A 21,049-nucleotide genomic window follows, 5' to 3' on the forward strand; every position below is an offset into this window, starting at 1 on the left:
ATTTCCTTCGGTGTTATACATCAAGCTTGTGATTATATGATGGGTTAGAAATCTGTTTTTTCATATTATTATCAAACAACAAAACGTTCTCTATAACAGACGTAACACCATTGCCTTCTTGTGACACACATAGGGTATCCAGTAGTGCCTCAACCAAGCTCTGAGTATGGCTATTACCGATGAAAATATCTAGTTGGTAGTGTGTGTTTAAAGCATGGGTATCAATTACGTTCGCATGCCTTCCACGCCCTTGCACTTGATTAATCGTGAAGTTTCGCACACCTTCCTCTGCGAGGAGAGATTCTATATCTTCAAGCTTTTGTTCCTGAAATATTACCGATACTTTATCAATCATAACGGGGCTCCTTTGCTCCTAGAACCCGTTGAGGCCCAGGAGCTCTGTTGAGTTTATTTATTGCTATCTCGCTCTTGATAATGAACATCAAAGTGTACTTTGGCTACATACTCCAACTGACCTTGATGGTTCAATCTCTCTTGAACTGTCACGTATCCCTCATCTTTTAAATGAGTATTGTTTCGGTTGCTACCATAATTGTTTGCTCGAACAATTTTTGAGTTAAGTTCTTGAGCTGTCATTCCTTCAAGCTCAGCTAACTTTATCGAGCCAAGGTTATACGCCTGTTGCTTAGAATCTGCTGCTTCAACAGAGAGCGTTTTGTGATCGACTCGACTAATGTAATTGCCACCGGTATACAACGGCTGAGCAATTGCAGCGGCGCTAGTCAGCAAAATAGAGCTAGTTAATAGCGTTTTGTTTAATAAGTTCATTTACTTTTCCTTCTCTGTTTGTATGCTCTCATTTTATCTAAACCAGTGTGACTATTTTCGGCACTCAAACATGACATTTTTGTCATATTGATATTTAGGTGGGAGATAATCGATAGGCTTTTCACCACAACAAAATCAAGTAGCCTTGCATTAATTGCGATGAATCCTGTGGCAATAAACGATAAAGAGCCGCCCAGTTAGCGCGGGCGGCTCATTTTTACTAGAAAAAGTAACTGCTTTCTCTTGTTCTGATCACGAGTATTTCATTGGTTCAGCTACTCATCATTTTTTTGCACTCTTCTGGCATGTCTTCCATGTTCATGCTTTGCATCATTTGCATGTGTTCCATCATCCTATCGTGATCCTTCATCTTATCCGCGTGAGATTGCTTAACATGCACTTTCTCATTTTGCGCGACATTGTGATGTCGATGCTGATCATCGATGGAATTTGTTGCTAACACCGGCATCGCAACTAGACCACTTAATAACACTGATACATATAACTTTTTCATAAAATCACCTAACCCTTACTTATGCTTTGAACTGTTGATTGTTTTCAATTTTTTCCACCGATTGCTCGTTGGCTTCGGAGTCTTTCTTTTCACTTGGCATCATCATCTTCATCATTAAACCATGCATAGCTAAACAGATGATTAATGGAACAATCGCACTACTAAGGTATGCCCAACTAAACATCTCTTGGCTAGAAGAGAGAATAAATAATGGAATACCCACCATTAATAACGCGCATAGAACCATCATCCATCCATGACCTTTATGATGACCATTCTTGTGACAATCTGATTTTTTGCTTTTCATTCTCTTGCTCTCCAAAATAACTTTAACTCGTTTAACTGAGACTCAGTTTATCGCAACGCTTAGATCAGGAGTGGGGAGGGATTCATGACAGTTTTGTCATCTTAGCCGTTTTTCTTACCCCAAAACCACCAGACTATAAACACGATTGCTGTAAGACCTAATATATTGACTAACATAGTATTACTCCTCATTGGTTGTAGAGGCTGAAGCTGGTGTATAAAAGCGCAAGCGATTAGCATTGGTTACAACAGTAACAGAGGACAGTGACATCGCAGCCCCAGCGATGATCGGACTTAATAGCCAACCCGTGAACGGAAACAGAAGCCCTGCTGCCACAGGAATACCCAAGCTGTTATAGATAAACGCCCCCCACAAGTTCTGCTTAATGTTTTTCATTGTGGCAGTACTGATCCCAATCACATCTGAGATACCGTGGAGTGAGCTGCGCATCAAGGTAATATCGGCACTTTCAATCGCGACATCCGTACCACTGCCAATAGCAAAACCAACGTCTGATTGAGCAAGTGCTGGCGCATCATTGATACCATCACCGACCATGCCGACAACATGCCCTTTCGCTTGCAACTGCTTAATCCAGTCAAGCTTATCCTCAGGCATCAATTCCGCATGATATTCATCAACATTCGCGAGTGATGCCACCGCCTTCGCTGTATTGTGGTTATCCCCCGTTAGCATCACGACATGAATGCCTTGCTGATGAAAACGATTTATCGCACTTCGAGCATCATCTCGAATCGGGTCACTGATACCGAACAGCGCTTGCACTTGAGCGCCTATCGCAAAATACACCACTGTGGTGGCTTCTTGCTCCCACTGCAATGCATGCTCTGTAACCAATTCAACATTGACGTTAAACTGTTTCATCAGCTTGCGATTGCCAAGCAACACGCGTTGACCCGCATACTGAGCCTGAACACCAAGTCCGGTTAATGACTCGAAATCTGACACTTCTGGTAGGCGCGCTTCATCACGCACCTCACTTTGAGTAAATGCGATTAACGCTTTAGCTAGCGGATGGTTAGATCCTTTCTCCAAAGCATTGACCAGAGGCAAAAACTCTGAATCATCTGACAACGAGACAAAATTTGTTACTTCAGGTTTTCCTTGAGTAATCGTACCGGTTTTATCCAGTACGACGACATCCAACTCACTGGCTCTTTGTAACGCTTCTCCATTTCGGATTAGCCCGCCAAACTCGGCTGCCTTACCGACACCGATCATAGTAGAAATCGGCGTTGCTAGACCAAGTGCACAAGGGCATGCGATGATCAACACCGAGGTAGCTGCCACTATCATATAGACTAAGGAAGGTTGAGGGCCAAAGTTATACCAAGCCAGCGCTGTCAGAATCGATAGAATCATCACGGTTGGTACAAACACTGAAGACACTTTATCGGCTAGATGGCTGATTGGTGGCTTTGAGTTTTGCGCGTTCGACACCATGCTGATGATCTGAGCAAGAACGGTATCACTGCCCACTTTCTGCGCCTCAAAAACGAAACTTCCGTGGTCATTAATCGTCCCGGCAGAAACTGAGCTGCCCACTTGTTTAACAACAGGAATTGGCTCTCCAGTGAGCATAGACTCATCAATCGTTGTCTCGCCCTCTGTAATCACACCATCAACCGGGACTTTTTCACCGGCTCTAACGCGAATCAAGTCGCCTGTGATAACTTGTTCAATCGGTAAAGACATCTCTTTGCCGTCACGAATCACCATGGCAGTTTTGACTCTCAAATCAAGCAAACGCTTGATAGCCTGCGAAGTTCTGCCTCGAGCCTTTAACTCAAGCGCCTGTCCTAAATTGATTAAACCAATGATCATGGCTGTAGCTTCAAAGTAGAGGTGCCTTGCACTTTCCGGAAGCCACTGCGACCCGACAACGACCACCATTGAATAGAGCCAAGCGGTACCCGTTCCCAGCGCTATTAATGTGTCCATGTTCGCATTACGGTTCAGAAAGGCCTTCCAAGCTCCAGTAAAAAAGTGCTTGCCCGCACGGACTAAAATGAAAAATGTCACTAAACCTAAGGCCAACCATATTAACTGCTCAGATTGCGTATTGACATTCATTGGTCCGCCGAACAGACCGTACACCATCAACGGTACTCCGAGACCAAGACCAATAACGCTTTGTTTTACTTTAAAGCGATACTCCTCAGATTCACGCTCTTCTTTGAGGTCACTTGCTAACGCCTGATCGACAATTTCTTCTGCGTCATATCCTGCGCCTTGTATCGCCTCAATTAGTACGCTGGCAGGCTGACTTGAAACCACGGTCGCCGTTCGATTCGCAAAGTTCACGTCAACAGAGTCGACACCTGACACCGATATAAGAGCACCTTCAATCGTGTTAACACAACTTGCGCAAGTGACACCGATTAATGACAGCTCGATACTGACATCCAACGCCTGTGTTGTTTTCACTTTGTTCGATTTAATGACATCCGTAGTTTGTGGTTGCGTGTCATCAGTCATACCGCTATAACCCAGTTCGACTAATACGCTTTCAATGTCATTGCCGTTCAAACTGCTATTCACAACCAATGTTTGATTTTCTAAATCAACAACCACTTGAGCAGCACCATCCAATCCACCTATCGCTTGAGTGATTTTACCCACACAGTGTTGGCAAGTAACATTAGATACTGATGTACGGTACTCTTGTTGCGTAGGTATTGAAGCCGCATAACCTAACTTTGCAAGGACTTCTATCGCGCTTTCTGGCAGCAACGTGGTTATGAGCTCTGCTCTGTTTTTCGTATCATTAATAGTGAAAGATACATCCGGGTCTCTTTCACGTAACCCATCTACAATTTTAGCGACACATCGGCCACAGTTAATGCCGGAAAGTGCTAGAGAATACTGTGTTGTGTTCATGTTAGTTTTCCTCGGGTAATACTTGATGGTGCTTCTCAGACCAGTCCTCGATTAAGCAACACAATGCGTTGCCGTTGGGCTCCATATCCGGTTTTTCATTCCACTCTGCGTAAGTTGCTTCCATCATGGCTAAATGGCGTTGGTGCTCTTCGATCTTTTGCTTGGTTTCTACGATTTTATCAGTCAGCATTTGCCTCACAGCTGGGCAAGGAGTCAGCTCTTGCTCGGAGTAATCAATGATTTCTTGAATCTGGCTAAGGCTAAAACCAATAGATCGCGCATGAGAAATGAACTTCAGGCGATTAACGGCACTTTGCTGGTACATCTTGTAGCCATTGTTGGGATCTCGCTCTGCATAAAGAAGGCCTTTTCTAGTGTAAAACCTGACTGTTTCAGCAGTCACACCTGCTGCTCTCGCAATTTCAGTTGTCAACATAATCCATGCCTCTGAAGGTTTAACGCACATGAAACTTTATTCGTTTTATGTTGCTAGCCAAAAATAAATGCGACTAAAAATATAATCACAAACAACCCAATAAACAGTTTAAGTAACAACTTAGGGTCACTGCTCCCACCGTTTGGGGCTTTGTTACAACAACTCATAACTATCTCCAATTCGTTACCAATGTGTATTAGTTGTAGCTTAAAACCTATGTGTTAGACATAGGTCAAGCATATTGAGAAAAAATTTAAGAGGAATATTATTGGTGAGGGATAAATTGGAAGCTAATTAAAACAATGTAATGGACATTAACTCTAAATCATTTGGAGGCACTTCGAATTCAGATAGTGCCACGAATCGCTTGCCACATAGCTAAAAACACTAGAGTTTCTCAGCAACCCTCCCGGCCCAGTCTAAGATAGATTCAGTTGGAATACCTGTAGGGTGCCCCTCTACTGATTTAGGGTGAGAAATGCCAATGTGCTTTTTGAAGCCAAACATGGCATCCATTTCTTGTGTTGGCCATCCAAGAGATTTTGTCACCACGCCTTTTTTGATTCTAGAAAACTGATTTTTCCAGTTACGAGTATCGTTCTGCCTAACGCATTTGGTTGAGAGCCATTTATTCAGGCCCGTTACATCAACTTCGAGCAAGTAATTCACATGACTATTTCGCTCCACGACAACGCAACGAATCGTTCTCTTTGCATCAGAGTCAATCAAGTGGCATTTACTACGTCCAACCTGATCTAGCTCATGAGTGTACGAGTCAATGATTGTGCAGGCGTATTTTTCCTCTAGCATTTGCACCATCATGTTAAAGGCCGTAAAACGAGAGGCATACTCCTCTGATCTATCAGTGCAATCTTGCATACCTCCACCCATGTCTGCCGAAGGTATCTCACCATTACTGCCAGGTTCATTGGTACTGACCATATCACCAGCTTTCTTAGCTGCATCTTTGCTTCTATCTGGCCGATGACTTCTTTTAGGCGTTGTTGCTTTCGACGTTGAAAAACGATTTTTAAACCTTACTGAGCAAGTATTTTCACCTAGTAAGAATGCATGGTTAGCATCGGAAGCCTCACGCTCATCATCGATAATATGCTCTTCTGGCCGCTCGTATGGTTCAGGGCATTTTCCACCAGTGGTTGACTCTTGGCCTTCATCTGGATGCGTAAAAGAAGGATTATGGAAATAGACCCTAGACGGCATTTGAGCATTAATTCCAATATCCGTGATCTTTTCAACCAGAAAGTAGCGGCCACTTGCATCAAGCCGGCCTTCATACGAGAAAGACCACCCAGACATTTGAGGGGGGGCGAAGTGAAATAGCCAGCGCTTATACCCCATAGATACATCTCGGTCCTTCTCGACGTTAAAGTATCTAAAAATCGATTCAAATGAACGCTTTGCATTGCTATCAATAAGTAACCAGCTCAACATTGCTCTTGTTGCAGAATCATTGAATGCGGAAGGAGGGAAGTTTGATGTTTGCAACACTTCGATATTGGTATAATCCTCCTTGGTGTTGACTTCGACTTTGAAGTCGGTGAGCAAACGAGAAGACATTAATGACGCTCGCGATAAGTAAGAGCTGGCATAAAATAGGACCCTTGCCAACTCTAGCTGAGGAATAATCAGTTTAGGGGCAGCGCCTCGGTCTAATACAAATGCATGTTGCGCTGACTCTTTCTTTCTCAAAGACTCTGCTGACTCTGAGTCGGGGAACTCACTCAAGTTACTGTGTCGAAGGAGCTCATTACTTCTAAATTTATGACGCCCTCGTTTAGCGTAACTTTCTGATAACCCTCTTTGATTAATTATTTTTCCTCGATACAAAGCAGGAACGTTAGAAAATGCAGTCGCATGAAAATTATTTTTCTGCTGTGGGGGATAGCACCAAACCTCAATTAAAGGCCGGTAAGACTTATCACTTTCCCGCACCAATATCTTACCAGTATGAACTACACGCACATCATCATCACACTTGTAAAACCTCGCTCCCATCAGTACATCCTTATTTTAGATTTGATCCCGTGGCTACCCAGCCAAGTAAGTCGTCGACAATTGGCACTATTCTTTCTTTAGGAAGGCTTGCTGAACGCATCAATTGCCAGCGACTCATTCCTGAACCTGTTTTTGATTTTGCGATTACAGCTATGACTAGCCGACGAGCTTGAAACTCAAAGACGCTTTCTTGATACCGATTCAAAGCAAAAGATAGCAAGGGTAATAAGTTCAGTTTTTTGCTCACCGAACCGTAATCATCTAGCTGCTTAAGTAAGAAATTTTTGCTTCTTCGAGGACCATCAACAACAGTATCTAATCGTTCTACAATTCTAATAAGCTGCTTAGTTAGTGATCGGTCTCTTGCTCTCCAATCTACTTTTTTCTGCCTTACATGAGGATGGGATTGATGGACTCGATTGAAAGCTAATAGCCAATCTCTATCATTTCGGTACAGCCAAGCATACAGTGCACCACCACCAGGAAGTTTGCGTGCTCTCTTAACCGGGGCGTTACCTATTAAGTGACGCCACAGCTCACGTTTTTCTTCACTTGGATTTGGCACAAGCTGAGCATTGTCCTTCGGGATCGATACCGTCACTTTATCTTTTGATTTTACTTCTTTTATGATCTCACTAGCCGACATTTCAGGAATAAAAGCACACCAAACCGTTAAGTGCTGTAGATAGCTAAAAGCTTTACGATGACGGCGAAATAACGTGCGAAGCCAGTTAGTATCTCTATCAGAATTGATGGTTAGCTCAGGGGTAACGATCTTGCTTACAACTAAGTCCGCAATCTTATCGTGAGCAACCTGTTTAGGGCCTTTTCCACACCCAAAGTCGTGTGCTAGATGATTGTAGAAAAGGCTCCATTGATGCTGAGTCGGGGAGCCTTGGGCTGGTAAACACATTACCTCTTTAGCTTTGCTCGCTAAGTAAGCAAACCGCTGCGCTGTTATATTCTGGTGGTTACATAAAAAGGGCTGACATTGTATTCGGCCACATGCATGGTACGTGTGCCGACTATCATGGTAAGAGGTTGTCGATTTATTCAGAAGGCCGTGCTCAGGGCAATAAGGTAAGGATGGTAAAAACCACAACCTAGACCAATAACTTTCCCCAAATTTTTGTTTTTGCTCCGCGACACAAGCTGGGCAAACACAAAAATCATCTGATGTTTTTACAATAGAAGCTGGGGCTCCTAGCATTAGATGAACAGAGCCCTTAGCGCAATGTTCCATTCGCTCCATCGCTCTAACCCTAATGCTTTCGTCAACAAAAGGAGCGTAAATCGGGAACATTGTATGTTCATAAATAAGCTGTTGGACGTCAAATCGTCCCGTGTTAACTAGCTGCTCTGATATTGAAGATAAATGACTAGGCAGGTCAACTGTCGCAATCACTTTTCTGTCACCATACACTTCATCTAGTAGCTGTTTAGAGCTTGTTATCGCACTGCGAATTCCAGCTCTAGCTACTAAGCTATAGATTAATTCATCTGGGTAAGGGACAGGGAAGCAACGCAATATTAAACCGCCTTTTCTAGTAATGACTGAATGTCTAGAATCAGACCCGAATTTGACATTGCGGTGTACACTTCGCTATCAGAATCAGATTGAGAGTGAACAAACCTCAAATCCTCACTATCAAGGGTATGCCATTGCGCCTGTTTAATTGAGGAGGCCCTCTTGCCTTTATTTGGCTTAGGCTCTTTTTTAGATAGTAACTGTTCAGGGTTAGTGAGTTGCTCATGTACCAGTGGCAGTAAGCTGACCCATGTCAAATCTGGATTCAGGTCAAACAGCTGTCGTATTACAGGAGCTAAAAGTGTTGAGTCAAACTCGTCTTTTAGGGCCATATATACACGTCGCTCTTCATCGGTTCTGAGCTGTTGATATGCAAACTCCTCTGGTGTCTGCTTAACAGTTGTTGCTACCTGTTTTTGTAACTCAAGTAACCTTTTATCAGTATTGCTTAGTTTAAGATCTGAAAACTTAATCATTTCTTCAACATCACCTGAGCGAAGCGCTGCTAGCATTGGATGAACAGGTTTTAATTCATCCTCATAAACTTGTTGCATTAATTTAGGTGTGATCCTTTCTACTTTTGTCGCTATTGCTCTCAACTGACACAAGACATATAGCTTAACCACAATATCTAGAACACCTTGGCTCAGGTCATACCATAGAGAACGAATGTCATCCGACAGCACCTCATCACGTTTTTGTAGCCATTGAAGAGTCCATAACTTATCCGTGAGCGCTTTCCATTCTCTTCCTTCTTCCATTGGATCCCAAAAAATCGCTCCAAGACCAGAGCCTCGCCTTGCAGATCTCATATCAGCCTCAAATATCTCACGAGCTCGTGGTGTCCCGACCAAAATCACAGGAAGACCAATGGTATTTACTAACGTCACAAAGAAATTGAGCATTTTCTCAGAGCCACCAGAGCGAGAACGACTAAGGTGCTGTATTTCATCAATAATAAGAACACCTACTGCGTGAGCATTTGCAACCTGAGCCATTGCTGCTAAAAGTGTTTCAATACTCGGTCTTTTGCTCATCGAGTATTGTCTTTCGTAATTTGATGTGCCTAACGCTCTATCCATCGCACGAAAAAAGTTCAAGCACAGCTCTTTAAGTGATCCATCATGGGAGCAGTCAATTTTTAGATAGACGACTTGCTCAAGGTTTCTGTCAGGGTGGTAAATAACTTGAGGGTATAACGACAAAAGCTGCTTGATCGCTGTTGTTTTGCCATTACCGCTACATCCAATCAATGTCATACTTTGGGCTGTAGAACTAACTTCCGTGAACTTTATCGCCTTTAAATCACCAGTTAATACACGTTCGTAACCATTTTGTATATGTCTTGCCCAATCACCTGTTTCGGGGTTTCTTCCAACATAACCACGCCGTATCATCAGTGACAGTCGTTCGTGCAACTGTATGTGCTGACTGAGGGGTTGAAAAAAATCATCAATAACACGACAGATACTATGCGCTCTTTCAATACCATTTCGATGGATATCTTCTGCGGTACACCTCAACGAGCCCTTTAGAGCACTCGAGTCGTCCAAGAAACTATTTATTGGTGGTAGTGCCTCTATCAGCGGGTTACCTCGATAAGCTGAGAGTGTTGCACCTTGATAGACTGCAACTACACGATGATCTTGATTTCTCTTCATCAGCTATCACCCTCATCATCAAAGAGCTCCGGTATGAAGTCAGGCAGTTGATAACTTTCCTCCTCTCCATGTATAGGTATAACCGGTGCAACTTCTTCTTGTTTTGCCCTCGCGGGCTGTATTGCTAGTTCCTTTCTCTCTTGCTCTCGCGCATTCCGTTTATTGCCTTTGATGTCATTTATCTTTTGCGCGTTGCTCAATGTACTGGTTTTACGATTTTTTGTAGCTTTCTTCAGTTTCTTTTCAAGAAGATCATCAAAATCTCGTTCTACGGGTGCAAATTGATACTTAGCTTCAGCTAAAATCTGCTTTTGATCTGCTTGACGCTCCCATACTTGATACCAAGTTAGATCACGGAACTCTCTACTTCGACTAGAAAGATCACAAACCCAAAATGTATTTTTTCCTTCTTCAGGAAAAAGATATATGTGATTAGCAGAACCAAGCTCATAAGCTGCAAATAGTTTTTTAGGTCTAGATACTTCCGAAGAGCGGTGCATCCATCCTATCTGAATAATTTCTTTTCCTGTGTAGGTTAATCCCCATAACTTTATGCCTAACTCGGATACAGTGACTTTTTGACGCGGTAACAGCAGTACCTTTGCAAGATCCGTATCAATGGCTCGTATACGTCCAGTACGATGTTGAAGCCCCCACTTCCAAAGTTCAATTGGGATCGAGGGAAGGTTTTCTGGCATATCAGGAGCACGATCGTACTTTTCTAAAGGTTTATTTAAGTTGTGAGCAAGTATTGAATAGAGCAATATCTCAACAAAGTCAGATCTCGCCACAGCAGCTTCAACTCTATAATCTTTTTCACCGTGCTTCTTAACCTTGTTACCAGTTACGACACCTGGCATATAGGGCTTGAACTTAGCCTGTAATGTGCCAAATGATCTCTCGACAATGCCTTTAGCATCGCCTCTTCGAGGTGGAGCACTTTCAAGTCGAACACCAATAGCATCAACCAAATAATTTGCTTGGTGGCTCATCAATTCACCGCGATCAGCTAGCAATACATCAGGAATACCTATGCATGGCCACTGTTCTTCTGAAATATCGATACCATATTTTGCGCAGGTTTCTACTTTGCTGCTAAAGCTGCATATCAGGGCTTTCATTGCAACGGGGAAAGATGGATTATCGAAACCAATATAAAAACCAGCAACCATTCGACTAAAAACATCAATGACCATATAAATCGTCGGCCGACCGATAACCTTGTCTGCATCGTCATCATCTACTAAGTAAATATCTGCAATGGTGGCATCAATCTCATATCGACTACCTGGGCCTAAAGCTTGCTCGGTTGCAGTTCCATGTAGTGGCCTAACATCTTTATTGTAATTGCCTTGAGGTGTTTGAACGGTAAGCTTTGTGACCTTGCTATACTCGGTTTTGTAGAAATATCTAAATTGGCGGAGTGTTGGAATTTCATGCTCTTCAGCATCTGGGTTCTTTAATTTATATGCTTTTGAAAACTTCCTATGTGCATAAGCAACGGAGTTCCCTTTATCATTCATCAAATATTTATCACAAATAATTCGGAACTGTTTTCTGATTTCTTCAGTGACTTGTTTGCCATCACCGACGCCGTAAACCCTAGACTTACCAGCTTTATTTGTTGTGAAGTTTCTTCTCTTTCCGGCAGCGCCTGAGTTTTTGTAATCTGGTATTAGAGCATTTTTTATTTGTCCACGCTGCCAATATCTCCGAACTAAACGATAGATGGTCGATTTTGTTTTATTTGAACTGGCAACCGCATGACTAAACCTTTTTGCTCGAACTCTTTTGTCAAACGCTCCTTCGCCATCTACGATAGGCTTAATCAAATCAAAGTCGTTGTGCCTTTCCTGATATACATTTGACTCTTTGCTCCAAGATTCTCCTTGAAGATATGAATAAGGGTCAGGAATTTTTTCTATACGCCCTTCATCGACCCAGTTGCGGCATTCATCAAAATAGACTCTTTCAGGTAAACCTTTATCCTCATCAATAGCGATCCAATAGAAGTAACTTGTCTCAGTAAAAAGCACGCGGTACGCCTTACCGTTAAACGCTAGAGTTTCGTTAACTGGCCACATTACGATGCCCCCCGAACAAAGATCCGCTTCTAAACGCAATTTCTTTAGCTTTCAAACTATAAAATGGTAAACGAATATCGAACGTAATAAGCCTTGCTGCACACATTAAACGAATATCATAAAGTGACTGACCAAGATCTTGCTGGTATGCCATGTCATACTCTTTACACAGTTCAACGACTTTTCTTTCTGGGTGTTGAACAAAATAAGCACCGATATGCCCAAAAGTAAGCGATAGCTCATCCGTTATTACTTCATCAAAGTATCCCTTAACCCCGTATAGCCACTCAATATTCGATACGACTGTTTTGTCTATCTCTTTATCTGTCACTAGGAACCAGGGGATTTTTTTGAGCTGCCAATAACGGCGTTCTATTTCAAGCTTTTCAATGGTTCTTGGGTCTTTTAAATCTTTGGAGTACTTTGCTTGAATAGCAAACTTAGGCTGGGTTTTAGAAGCTGTGTTAATCAAAAAATCTGAGGACATGACAAGGTTTATCCCTCCTTGCGAAGGGTGCCAAAGCTGACCTTCCTTGGAAATATTAAGAGTGTCATCCCTGTTGAGTGGAAACTGCTCACGAATGTCTGTTACGGCAGGGTTATGGTCTAGAAGTAGAAAGACTGCGAACTCAAGATCCGATAGTACATGATGAATTCGGCCAGTTAGGTGAGAGTAGACTCTCTGAGATCGGCCTTCTGAAGGAACCTCAGTAACATACAGCCACGGCTTATAGTTGGAAAGCCTTCCTGCACCTCGGCCTTCATTTATCCGCTTGATGATTTGTTTTTCAGTTAAAACGTACTTTGATTTTGCCATAACAAAAACCCGGTTAACTTTTAATCAGTTTAACCGGGTTTAAAAAGTTTTCAACTTTAGTGTTACAGTTTCAAACTTTAATGTCACAGTTTCAAACTTTAATGTCTACCGACACCTTTAAAAACAGAGAGTTATACGTTTACTCAACAGTAACCGCTTTTGCTAGGTTACGAGGTTGGTCTACGTCGGTACCTTTGATCAATGCCACATGGTACGACAGTAACTGCATTGGAACCGTGTAGAAGATAGGCGCTGTAATTTCATTTACATGAGGCATCTTGATGATCTTCATGTTTTCATCGCTCTCGAAGCCCGCTTTTTCGTCAGCAAATACATACAGCAGTCCACCGCGTGCACGAACTTCTTCAACGTTAGATTTCAGCTTCTCTAGAAGTTCGTTGTTTGGTGCGATAACCACTACTGGCATATCGGCATCAATAAGAGCAAGTGGACCGTGCTTAAGCTCACCTGCTGCGTATGCTTCAGCATGGATGTAAGAGATCTCTTTGAGTTTAAGAGATGCTTCCATCGCAATTGGGTAGTACTCACCGCGGCCTAGGAATAACGTATGATGCTTGTCAGCAAAATCAGGGGCTAGAGCTTCGATTTCTTTGTCGAACGCTAGCGCTTTTTCAATGGCTGTTGGCAGTTCATGTAGAGCTTGAACAATCTCGGCTTCACGAGCTGAATCGACGCGACCTTGCAGACGGCCAATTGAAACTACCATCATCAGCATTGCAGCAAGTTGAGTGGTGAATGCTTTTGTTGAAGCAACACCGATCTCTGTTCCCGCACGGGTCATGAAGGCAAAATCAGACTCACGAACAAGAGAAGAGCCTGCCACGTTACAGATGGTCATTGCCGCCATGTAACCTTTTTCTTTTGCTAGGCGAAGTGCAGCTAGCGTATCGGCCGTTTCACCTGATTGAGAAAGAGTCACAAGTAGGCTATTTGGACGAGTTACGAACTTGCGGTAACGGAACTCAGAAGCGATTTCTACGTCACAGCTTACGCCAGCGATTGATTCGAACCAGTAACGAGCAGCCATACCTGAGTTGTATGACGTACCACAAGCAATGATCTGAACGTGTTCTACCTTGCTAAGGATTTCTTCTGCTTTAACACCGATAGCGTTAGTGATGACTGAGTCTGCAGAGATACGGCCTTCCATAGTGCTGATTAGCGCTGTAGGTTGCTCGAAGATCTCTTTTTGCATGAAGTGACGGTATTTACCTTTATCACCGGCATCGTGCTCAGCGTTAGATTCGTGCTCTTCACGCTCTACTGAGTGACCTTCTGCATCGAAGATAGATACGTCACGGCGCGTGATTTCTGCGATATCACCTTCTTCTAGGTAGATGAAGCGACGCGTTACGTTAAGTAGCGCTAGCTGATCTGAAGCAAGGAAGTTCTCACCTACACCTAAACCAATCACAATTGGGCTACCAGAGCGAGCGACAACGATACGGCTTGGGTCTTTGCGATCAACTGCTACTGTGCCGTAAGCACCATCAAGTTGCTTAGCAGTCTTTTGTAGTGCCTCAACTAGAGAAGCTGATGTTCTTAGTTCCCACTCAACTAGGTGAGCAATAACTTCAGTATCGGTTTGAGATGTAAATACATAGCCACGGCCAACTAAAAGTTCACGTAGCTCTTCGTGGTTTTCAATGATGCCATTGTGTACAACAGCAATGTCACCCGACATATGAGGGTGCGCGTTTACTTCACTTGGCTCGCCATGCGTTGCCCAGCGAGTGTGTGCGATACCTGTGCCGCCTAGAACGTTTTGTGCATCTACAGCGTCTGCAAGTTCTTGAACCTTACCTAAGCGGCGAACGCGAGTTAGGTTTGACTCTGCGTCAACAACAGCAACGCCTGCTGAGTCGTAACCACGGTACTCAAGACGACGAAGGCCTTCTACAAGGATTTCTGCTACATCACGCTGTGCTACTGCACCAACAATTCCACACATGTTTTATTCTCCAGTTTGTCTTTGCACATACCGCAAAGACGATAGTAGTTTTAAATTTAGTTGGCTGCTCGGATAACGCGAACAGCTTTTGATTCGATAATTTGTTTGTATTCGTCAGACAGGTTTTTATCGGTAATTACGATATCGATGCTATCCCAAGCGAGTTCTAAGTTGGGGATACGACGACCAATCTTGTCTGACTCAATCATGACGATGACCTGGCGAGATACCTCAGCCATCACGCGACTTAAACCAATGAGTTCATTAAAGGTAGTCGTTCCTCGCTCAAGGTCGATACCATCGGCGCCAACAAACAACTGGTCAAAATCGTACGAACGAAGAGCTGCTTCGGCGACTTGGCCTTGAAATGAATCTGAATGTGCATCCCAAGTGCCACCTGTCATCAATAGGGTCGGCTCACTCTCTAGCTCATTGAGCGCATTCGCTGCGGTTAATGAGTTTGTCATTACCACTAAGCCTTTCTTGGTATTTAGCTTAGAAATAAGAGCACCAGTGGTGCTACCGCTATCGATTAATATTCGATTGTGGTCACGAACCAAGGAGGCGGCGACTGAGGCTAGAGATAGCTTCTCTTCTGAAATCAGTATATTGAGCTCTTCGGCTACCGTTTCGGTTGGGATAGAGACTGCGCCACCATAGCGACGGAGTAGCTGTCCACTTTGTTCTAACGATGCGAGATCTTTACGAATAGTAACTTCTGACGTATCAAAGCGTTTTGCTAGTTCCTCCACAGTCACTTCGCCTTGTTCCTCTACAAGAGAGGCGATAGCACTGCGTCGAATTTGAGTATTTCGTTTAGTCATATTCGGTTTCTTTCGTTTTAGTGGCTGCATTCTTTCATATCGAAACTTAAATGTCTACACTTCGAAAGCCAGTCGAAACCAGTAAGGTCACGGCCTTTTGTCATAAGGTACTGTTATTTATGAATTGAAAAGCATAATTTTCGAAGAGAATTATTTGGGTGTTTACGCTTGCTATCTTTCGTTTAGAAAGGCAATGAAAGGGCATTTATTGAAGGTTTAAGGCCTGAGTTTTGCTGATTATGGCTGATCTAGGTCAAAAAATCGCTAATAAGGGTTGGACAAAATTACTACTTATTTTACACTACAAAAAAACATTAAAACCCTAATTACTAGAAAGGTAGAGTTATGAGACTGATTCCGTTAAGCAATGCTGAAAAAGTAGGTAAGTGGGCTGCTCGTCATATCGTTGCAAGCATCAACAAGTTCCAACCAACAGCAGAGCGACCATTTGTTCTGGGTCTACCAACAGGTGGCACTCCACTAACCACTTACAAAGCATTAATTGAATTGTATAAAGCGGGTGAAGTGAGCTTCAAGAACGTTGTTACCTTCAACATGGATGAGTATGTAGGCATTGACCCTGAGCATCCAGAATCTTATCGCTCTTTCATGTACAACAACTTCTTTAATCATGTTGATGTTCAAGAAGAAAACATCAACCTACTTGATGGCTTAGCGGATGATATCGATGCTCACTGCGCAGCATACGAAGCTAAAATGAAGTCTTACGGCAAGATTAACCTATTCATGGGTGGTGTTGGCATTGATGGGCACATTGCTTTCAATGAGCCAGGCTCATCTCTATCATCGCGTACACGTATCAAGACTCTAACTGAAGATACTCGCATTGCGAACTCTCGCTTCTTTGATGGCGACATCAACCAAGTTCCAAAATACGCACTAACTATCGGCGTTGCTACTTTGCTTGATGCGGAAGAAGTGATGATTCTTTCTCTAGGCCACAACAAAGCGCAAGCATTGCAAATGGCTGTTGAAGGTAGTGTAAATCACATGTGGACAGTGACGGCTCTACAGCTTCACAACAAGGCAATCATCGTTGCTGATGAACCTGCACAGCAAGAACTTAAAGTGAAAACGGTTAAGTACTTTAACGAGCTAGAAGCTGAGAACATCAAAGATCTATAAGCTTGGTTCGATTGAATAGATAATAAAAAACCACCGCAAGGTGGTTTTTTTGTCTTAGGAGGTTAAGTCATTTTCACGACAGAGTTTGTTGATGATATCCGTGATGGCGAGCACTAGGGTAGAGCGTACTCTCTGGAAGTGCCGAGTTAGAAACATGTCTAATGTGGCGCCACTCATACCTTCAGCAAAGGTCGCATCAAACTCAAGTGGCATAATGCCCTTAATTGAGTTTATCTTGTTGAGCTCAAAGAGCACATCAACCTCAGTGAAGCTGACTTCTTCTCCCTGAATCTTAGCCCACTCCCTTAACGTCACGAAGATCTCTATATCGTCGTAAATCTCTTTGGAGATACTTCCTAACCCTAACAAAAGCTTGGTTCTTACTTGGATTTCCCCTAAAGGACCATCGTTCGTTAGTAAGGGGTCAACCACAAATTTAACCGCATAATCATCTTTGAAAAAGATACTCTTGAGCAATGCATCAACGGTATCGTCTAATGCATCATAGGCAGTGAGCAGGCACTCGTGAGCGCTCTCTGCTTCAGAAAGGGCCTCAAGGAGTTCTGTTTCATGCTCAGGGGTTATGGGCATACTACTCTTATTGTTGTGGGGACTAAAATTAAAAGGCGCCTCATAAGAGGCACCTATTGTTTGGATCATTTAATCGCTAGGTAAGCTTGTTCCGCTAGTTTAACAACTTCAGCATCAACATTCAGCTCAGAGTAGTGCGCTAATGTCTCAGCAAAGCCTTTTTCAGCAAACATAGCTTGAAGTTCAACTGCTTGTGGGTCGTCGTCATTCTTATAATGGAATGCAGCAGCGATACCTTTTAGCAGGTGCGTGTTCGGTAGGTTGTACTCTAGAGTACCGTTAAGCGGCTTAATCAAACGGTCTTGAGGGCTTAGCTTACGAATTGGTTGGCGGCCTACGCGATCCACTTCATCACGAAGGAACGGGTTGGCGAATCGACCAAGAATCTTTTGAATGTAAGCTGCGTGAGCTTTAGGATCAAAGCCGTAGCGACGAATCAATACTTCACCACTTTCTTCCATTGCCGCTTGTACTTCTGCAAGAATCGCAGGATCTTCGATAGAATCCTTGATGGTCTCGTGACCGGCAAGAACGCCGAGATATGCAGTGATTAAGTGGCCAGTGTTCAGGGTAAATAGTTTACGCTCAACAAATGCCATTAGGTTATCAGTGCATTCCATACCAGGGATGTTAGGAATTTCGCCCTTGAATTGAGTTTGATCGACGATCCACTCACTAAAGGTTTCAACGGTCACGGCTAGTGGGTCCGTTTCACCTTCTTCTGCTGGTGGAACGATACGGTCTACTGCTGAATCAACAAAGCCTACATATTGGTCAGCTTTCGCTTGTGCTTCATCACTTAGGTGGCCGTAAACGGCTTCTTTAAGCTGAGTCGTACCACGTACCATGTTTTCACAAGCAATGATGTTTAGTGGTGCTTCATTACCTTGTGAGAAACGTAGCTCAAGGCCTTGTGCGATGGTTTTTGAGATGATGTTCAGAACTGTAGGTCCTACTGCAGTTGTCACCATGTCTGACTCTGCAATGCAGTTCACAACTTCAGGGCTAGTTGAGTTAACAGCGGTTACGTTTGAAACTGTGTCTACAACACAATCTGCGCCAACAACCTTAACTGAATACTCATTTCGCTCGATAAGAGCGTTCACTACAGTTTCATTTACATCTGCAAATGTCACAGCGATACCAGCGTCAGCAAGCAGCTTACCGATAAAACCACGACCAATGTTACCTGCGCCAAAATGTAAAGCTTTCATAACAGTACCTAACCAATAGAAATTAATAAAAATAAAAAGGAGGCCAGCGTAATAATAAGGGGAGCTGGCCTCGTCACTTACTTAGGAGCGTGACTTAAAGCAATTTTATTTTCCGTTGAGGATATTCAATACATCTTGAGGGTTCGATGTAGTCTTCAACAGTTCAACAGCTTCTTCGTCATCAAGTGAATTAGTGATAGCGGTGATAACTTGAATATGTTCGTCACCTTGTGCCGCGATACCGATTACCATCTTCGCAACATCATCTTCGTCTTCACCCCACTGAATACCTTCAGGGAATTGGCAGAACACGATGCCAGTGCTTTCAACATACTGCTTAGCTTCGATAGTGCCGTGTGGTACAGCAATTGACTCACCTAGGTAGGTTGATACCAACTCTTCACGAGCAAGCATGCCGTCTACATATTCTGGGCGAACATTGCCAAGCTTAACCAGTTGCTCACCGGCAAATTTAATGACTTCTTCTTTAGTCTTTGCTTGCATGCCAAGGAAGATATTGTCGTTTGACAGTTTCAATGTACCTTGCTGCTCTGTCTCTTCTTTAGCAACTGCTGGGGCTTCTGAAGCACCTTGAGCTTCTAGGAGTTGTGCAACGAGATTGTCGTACACAGCGCCGTCTAGGAAGTTAGACAGTGAAATGTGGTAAGCACTATCAACAACTGAACGAGCACGGTCAGTAAGATCTTTGTGCGTTACAACGATATCGACATCTTGCGGTAGGTTGTTGATTGCTAGGTTAGTTACTGAGATATCTAGGCCAGCCGCTTCTACTTTCTTACGTAGTAGACCTGCACCCATTGCACTTGAACCCATACCTGCGTCACACGCTACGATGATGTTTTTTACTGCTGACATGTTTACGTCAGCGTTTGCAGCTTGGCCTTTAGAAGACGCTTTCATGTCTTTCATTTGACTTGCTGCTTTCTCTAGAGAGTCTTCTTCATCGTCTGCTTGAGCTTGAGTTTTCATTAGCAATGATGCAACAAGGAATGATACCGCTGCCGCTGCTACTACAGAAAGAATTACACCGATGAATGAATCTTTAGGTGTCATGATTAGAACGGCAAAGATAGAGCCAGGAGATGCTGGAGAAATCAGACCTGAGCTAAATACTACGTTAGTGAATACACCAGTCATACCACCTGCGATTACAGCAAGGATTAGACGAGGGTTCATCAATACGTATGGGAAGTAGATTTCGTGAATACCACCAAAGAAGTGGATGATAGAAGCACCAGCAGCAGATTGCTTAGCGTTGCCTTTACCAAATACCATGTACGCTAGAAGTAGACCAAGACCTGGACCTGGGTTCGCTTCAATCAGGAAGAAGATTGAACGACCTAGTTCTTCAGATTGCTGAACACCTAGTGGAGTAAAGATACCGTGGTTGATTGCGTTGTTTAGGAACAGAATCTTCGCAGGCTCTACAAAAATAGAAGCTAAAGGAAGCAAGCCAGCGTTTACCATTACGTCTACACCAGCAGCAAGTGCTGAAGATAGAAGTTTAACCGCAGGACCAACAACTAAGAATGCTAGGATGGCACAAATCATACCAACGATACCGGCAGAGAAGTTGTTTACCAACATCTCAAAGCCACTCTTCACTTTACCGTGAACTGCAGCGTCAAATTTCTTGATTGCTAGGCCGCCTAGAGGACCTACGATCATTGCACCCATGAACATTGGAATGTCAGTACCAACGATAACACCCATAGTAGTGATTGCACCTACTACAGCTCCGCGGTCGCCTCCGACCATTTTACCACCTGTATAACCGATTAAGAGCGGTAGAAGGTAGGTAATCATAGGACCAACCATAGCGGCTAACGTTTCGTTAGGAATCCAGCCTGTTGGAATGAATAGGGCGGTAATGAAACCCCAAGCAATGAATGCCCCAATATTAGGCATAACCATGTTGGAGAGGAAACGACCAAAGTTCTGTACTTTGATCTTAGCTTCGGGAGATAGCATAGGGTGACCTCGTTTATTATTTGAGCCAGTTGGCAGTGTTGTTCTGGTTAACGTTGACAAAAATCTATCACATAAATTTAAAAACGCACGTACCACCCATTAAATGTGACCTCGATCACGCATGTATTGTTTGTGTTATTAATTGATGGTGATTCTGATCACATAAAAGGGGTGTCAATAAATTACATAAGCCATTTATTGATATTTACTCTCATTTCATCCGGATGAAGATCACGTTTTTCTTTCTTTGGTGAGAA

General features: G+C 43.3%; 17 protein-coding genes and 1 pseudogene. 1 reads left to right on the forward strand and 17 read right to left on the reverse strand.

The annotated features are described in order from the left end of the window. Nucleotides 1-13: 13 nt before the first annotated feature. The 14 genes and pseudogenes from OCU35_RS01925 to OCU35_RS01990 all read right to left on the reverse strand — a co-directional run bounded on the left by OCU35_RS01925 (nucleotide 14) and on the right by OCU35_RS01990 (nucleotide 15,849). Complete coding sequence (locus OCU35_RS01925) at nucleotides 14-355, reverse strand: P-II family nitrogen regulator (RefSeq protein WP_261825564.1); 342 nt, start codon at nucleotides 353-355, stop codon at nucleotides 14-16. A 53-nt stretch (nucleotides 356-408) separates the two neighbouring features. Beyond that, entirely contained in the window at nucleotides 409-789 is a 381-nt protein-coding gene (locus OCU35_RS01930; protein WP_250617718.1) for a DUF3316 domain-containing protein, read from the reverse strand. A gap of 271 nt (nucleotides 790-1,060) precedes the next feature. Beyond that, the gene (locus OCU35_RS01935) at nucleotides 1,061-1,303 is read right to left on the reverse strand and encodes a hypothetical protein (protein WP_250617717.1); all 243 of its coding nucleotides are present in this window, start codon (nucleotides 1,301-1,303) and stop codon (nucleotides 1,061-1,063) included. Nucleotides 1,304-1,322: 19 nt separating this feature from the next. Continuing rightward, a complete protein-coding gene (locus tag OCU35_RS01940; RefSeq protein WP_104046715.1) occupies nucleotides 1,323-1,610 on the reverse strand; it encodes a hypothetical protein in 288 nt (95 codons plus the stop codon). 180 nt (nucleotides 1,611-1,790) lie between these two features. Further along, nucleotides 1,791-4,511: a heavy metal translocating P-type ATPase gene (locus OCU35_RS01945; RefSeq protein ID WP_261825565.1), complete on the reverse strand. Its 2,721-nt coding sequence runs from the start codon at nucleotides 4,509-4,511 to the stop codon at nucleotides 1,791-1,793. 1 nt (nucleotide 4,512) lies between these two features. Further along, entirely contained in the window at nucleotides 4,513-4,947 is a 435-nt protein-coding gene (locus OCU35_RS01950) for a MerR family transcriptional regulator (protein ID WP_250617715.1), read from the reverse strand. Nucleotides 4,948-5,334: 387 nt separating this feature from the next. Further along, a complete protein-coding gene (locus tag OCU35_RS01955) occupies nucleotides 5,335-6,963 on the reverse strand; it encodes a Tn7-like element transposition protein TnsE (RefSeq protein WP_261825566.1) in 1,629 nt (542 codons plus the stop codon). 10 nt (nucleotides 6,964-6,973) lie between these two features. Then, entirely contained in the window at nucleotides 6,974-7,876 is a 903-nt protein-coding gene (locus OCU35_RS01960) for a TnsD family Tn7-like transposition protein (RefSeq protein ID WP_261825896.1), read from the reverse strand. Between the two features lie 156 nt (nucleotides 7,877-8,032). Further along, nucleotides 8,033-8,491, reverse strand: a pseudogene (locus tag OCU35_RS01965) (TniQ family protein); the annotation flags it as partial. 2 nt (nucleotides 8,492-8,493) lie between these two features. Continuing rightward, nucleotides 8,494-10,152 (reverse strand): AAA family ATPase, encoded by a 1,659-nt coding sequence (locus OCU35_RS01970; RefSeq protein WP_261825567.1) that lies wholly within the window; start codon nucleotides 10,150-10,152, stop codon nucleotides 8,494-8,496. Continuing rightward, entirely contained in the window at nucleotides 10,152-12,236 is a 2,085-nt protein-coding gene (locus OCU35_RS01975; RefSeq protein ID WP_261825568.1) for a transposase, read from the reverse strand. The genes OCU35_RS01970 and OCU35_RS01975 overlap by 1 nt, the downstream gene beginning before the upstream one ends. Next, nucleotides 12,223-13,053: a TnsA endonuclease N-terminal domain-containing protein gene (locus tag OCU35_RS01980; RefSeq protein WP_237304593.1), complete on the reverse strand. Its 831-nt coding sequence runs from the start codon at nucleotides 13,051-13,053 to the stop codon at nucleotides 12,223-12,225. The genes OCU35_RS01975 and OCU35_RS01980 overlap by 14 nt, the downstream gene beginning before the upstream one ends. Nucleotides 13,054-13,192: 139 nt before the next feature. Next, nucleotides 13,193-15,025: a glutamine--fructose-6-phosphate transaminase (isomerizing) gene (glmS, locus tag OCU35_RS01985; RefSeq protein ID WP_017026775.1), complete on the reverse strand. Its 1,833-nt coding sequence runs from the start codon at nucleotides 15,023-15,025 to the stop codon at nucleotides 13,193-13,195. A gap of 56 nt (nucleotides 15,026-15,081) precedes the next feature. Beyond that, nucleotides 15,082-15,849, reverse strand: a complete 768-nt coding sequence (locus tag OCU35_RS01990) for a DeoR/GlpR family DNA-binding transcription regulator (RefSeq protein ID WP_017026776.1) — start codon at nucleotides 15,847-15,849, stop codon at nucleotides 15,082-15,084. Between the two features lie 345 nt (nucleotides 15,850-16,194). Between OCU35_RS01990 and nagB the strand changes: the two genes are divergently transcribed. After that, nucleotides 16,195-16,995, forward strand: coding sequence for a glucosamine-6-phosphate deaminase (gene nagB, locus OCU35_RS01995; protein ID WP_017026777.1), 801 nt, complete (start codon nucleotides 16,195-16,197; stop codon nucleotides 16,993-16,995). 54 nt (nucleotides 16,996-17,049) lie between these two features. Here nagB and OCU35_RS02000 read toward each other — a convergent pair whose 3' ends face one another. The 3 genes from OCU35_RS02000 to OCU35_RS02010 all read right to left on the reverse strand — a co-directional run bounded on the left by OCU35_RS02000 (nucleotide 17,050) and on the right by OCU35_RS02010 (nucleotide 20,792). Further along, complete coding sequence (locus tag OCU35_RS02000) at nucleotides 17,050-17,586, reverse strand: MltR family transcriptional regulator (protein ID WP_065210237.1); 537 nt, start codon at nucleotides 17,584-17,586, stop codon at nucleotides 17,050-17,052. Nucleotides 17,587-17,651: 65 nt separating this feature from the next. Then, nucleotides 17,652-18,800 carry a mannitol-1-phosphate 5-dehydrogenase gene (locus tag OCU35_RS02005; protein WP_102334598.1) on the reverse strand — a complete coding sequence of 383 codons (1,149 nt, stop codon included), beginning with the start codon at nucleotides 18,798-18,800 and terminating at the stop codon, nucleotides 17,652-17,654. Nucleotides 18,801-18,905: 105 nt separating this feature from the next. Further along, nucleotides 18,906-20,792: a PTS mannitol transporter subunit IICBA gene (locus OCU35_RS02010; RefSeq protein ID WP_065210235.1), complete on the reverse strand. Its 1,887-nt coding sequence runs from the start codon at nucleotides 20,790-20,792 to the stop codon at nucleotides 18,906-18,908. Nucleotides 20,793-21,049: the final 257 nt, after the last annotated feature.

Source organism: Vibrio breoganii, assembly GCF_024346795.1.
In the GTDB taxonomy this organism is placed as follows: Bacteria; Pseudomonadota; Gammaproteobacteria; order Enterobacterales; family Vibrionaceae; genus Vibrio; species Vibrio breoganii.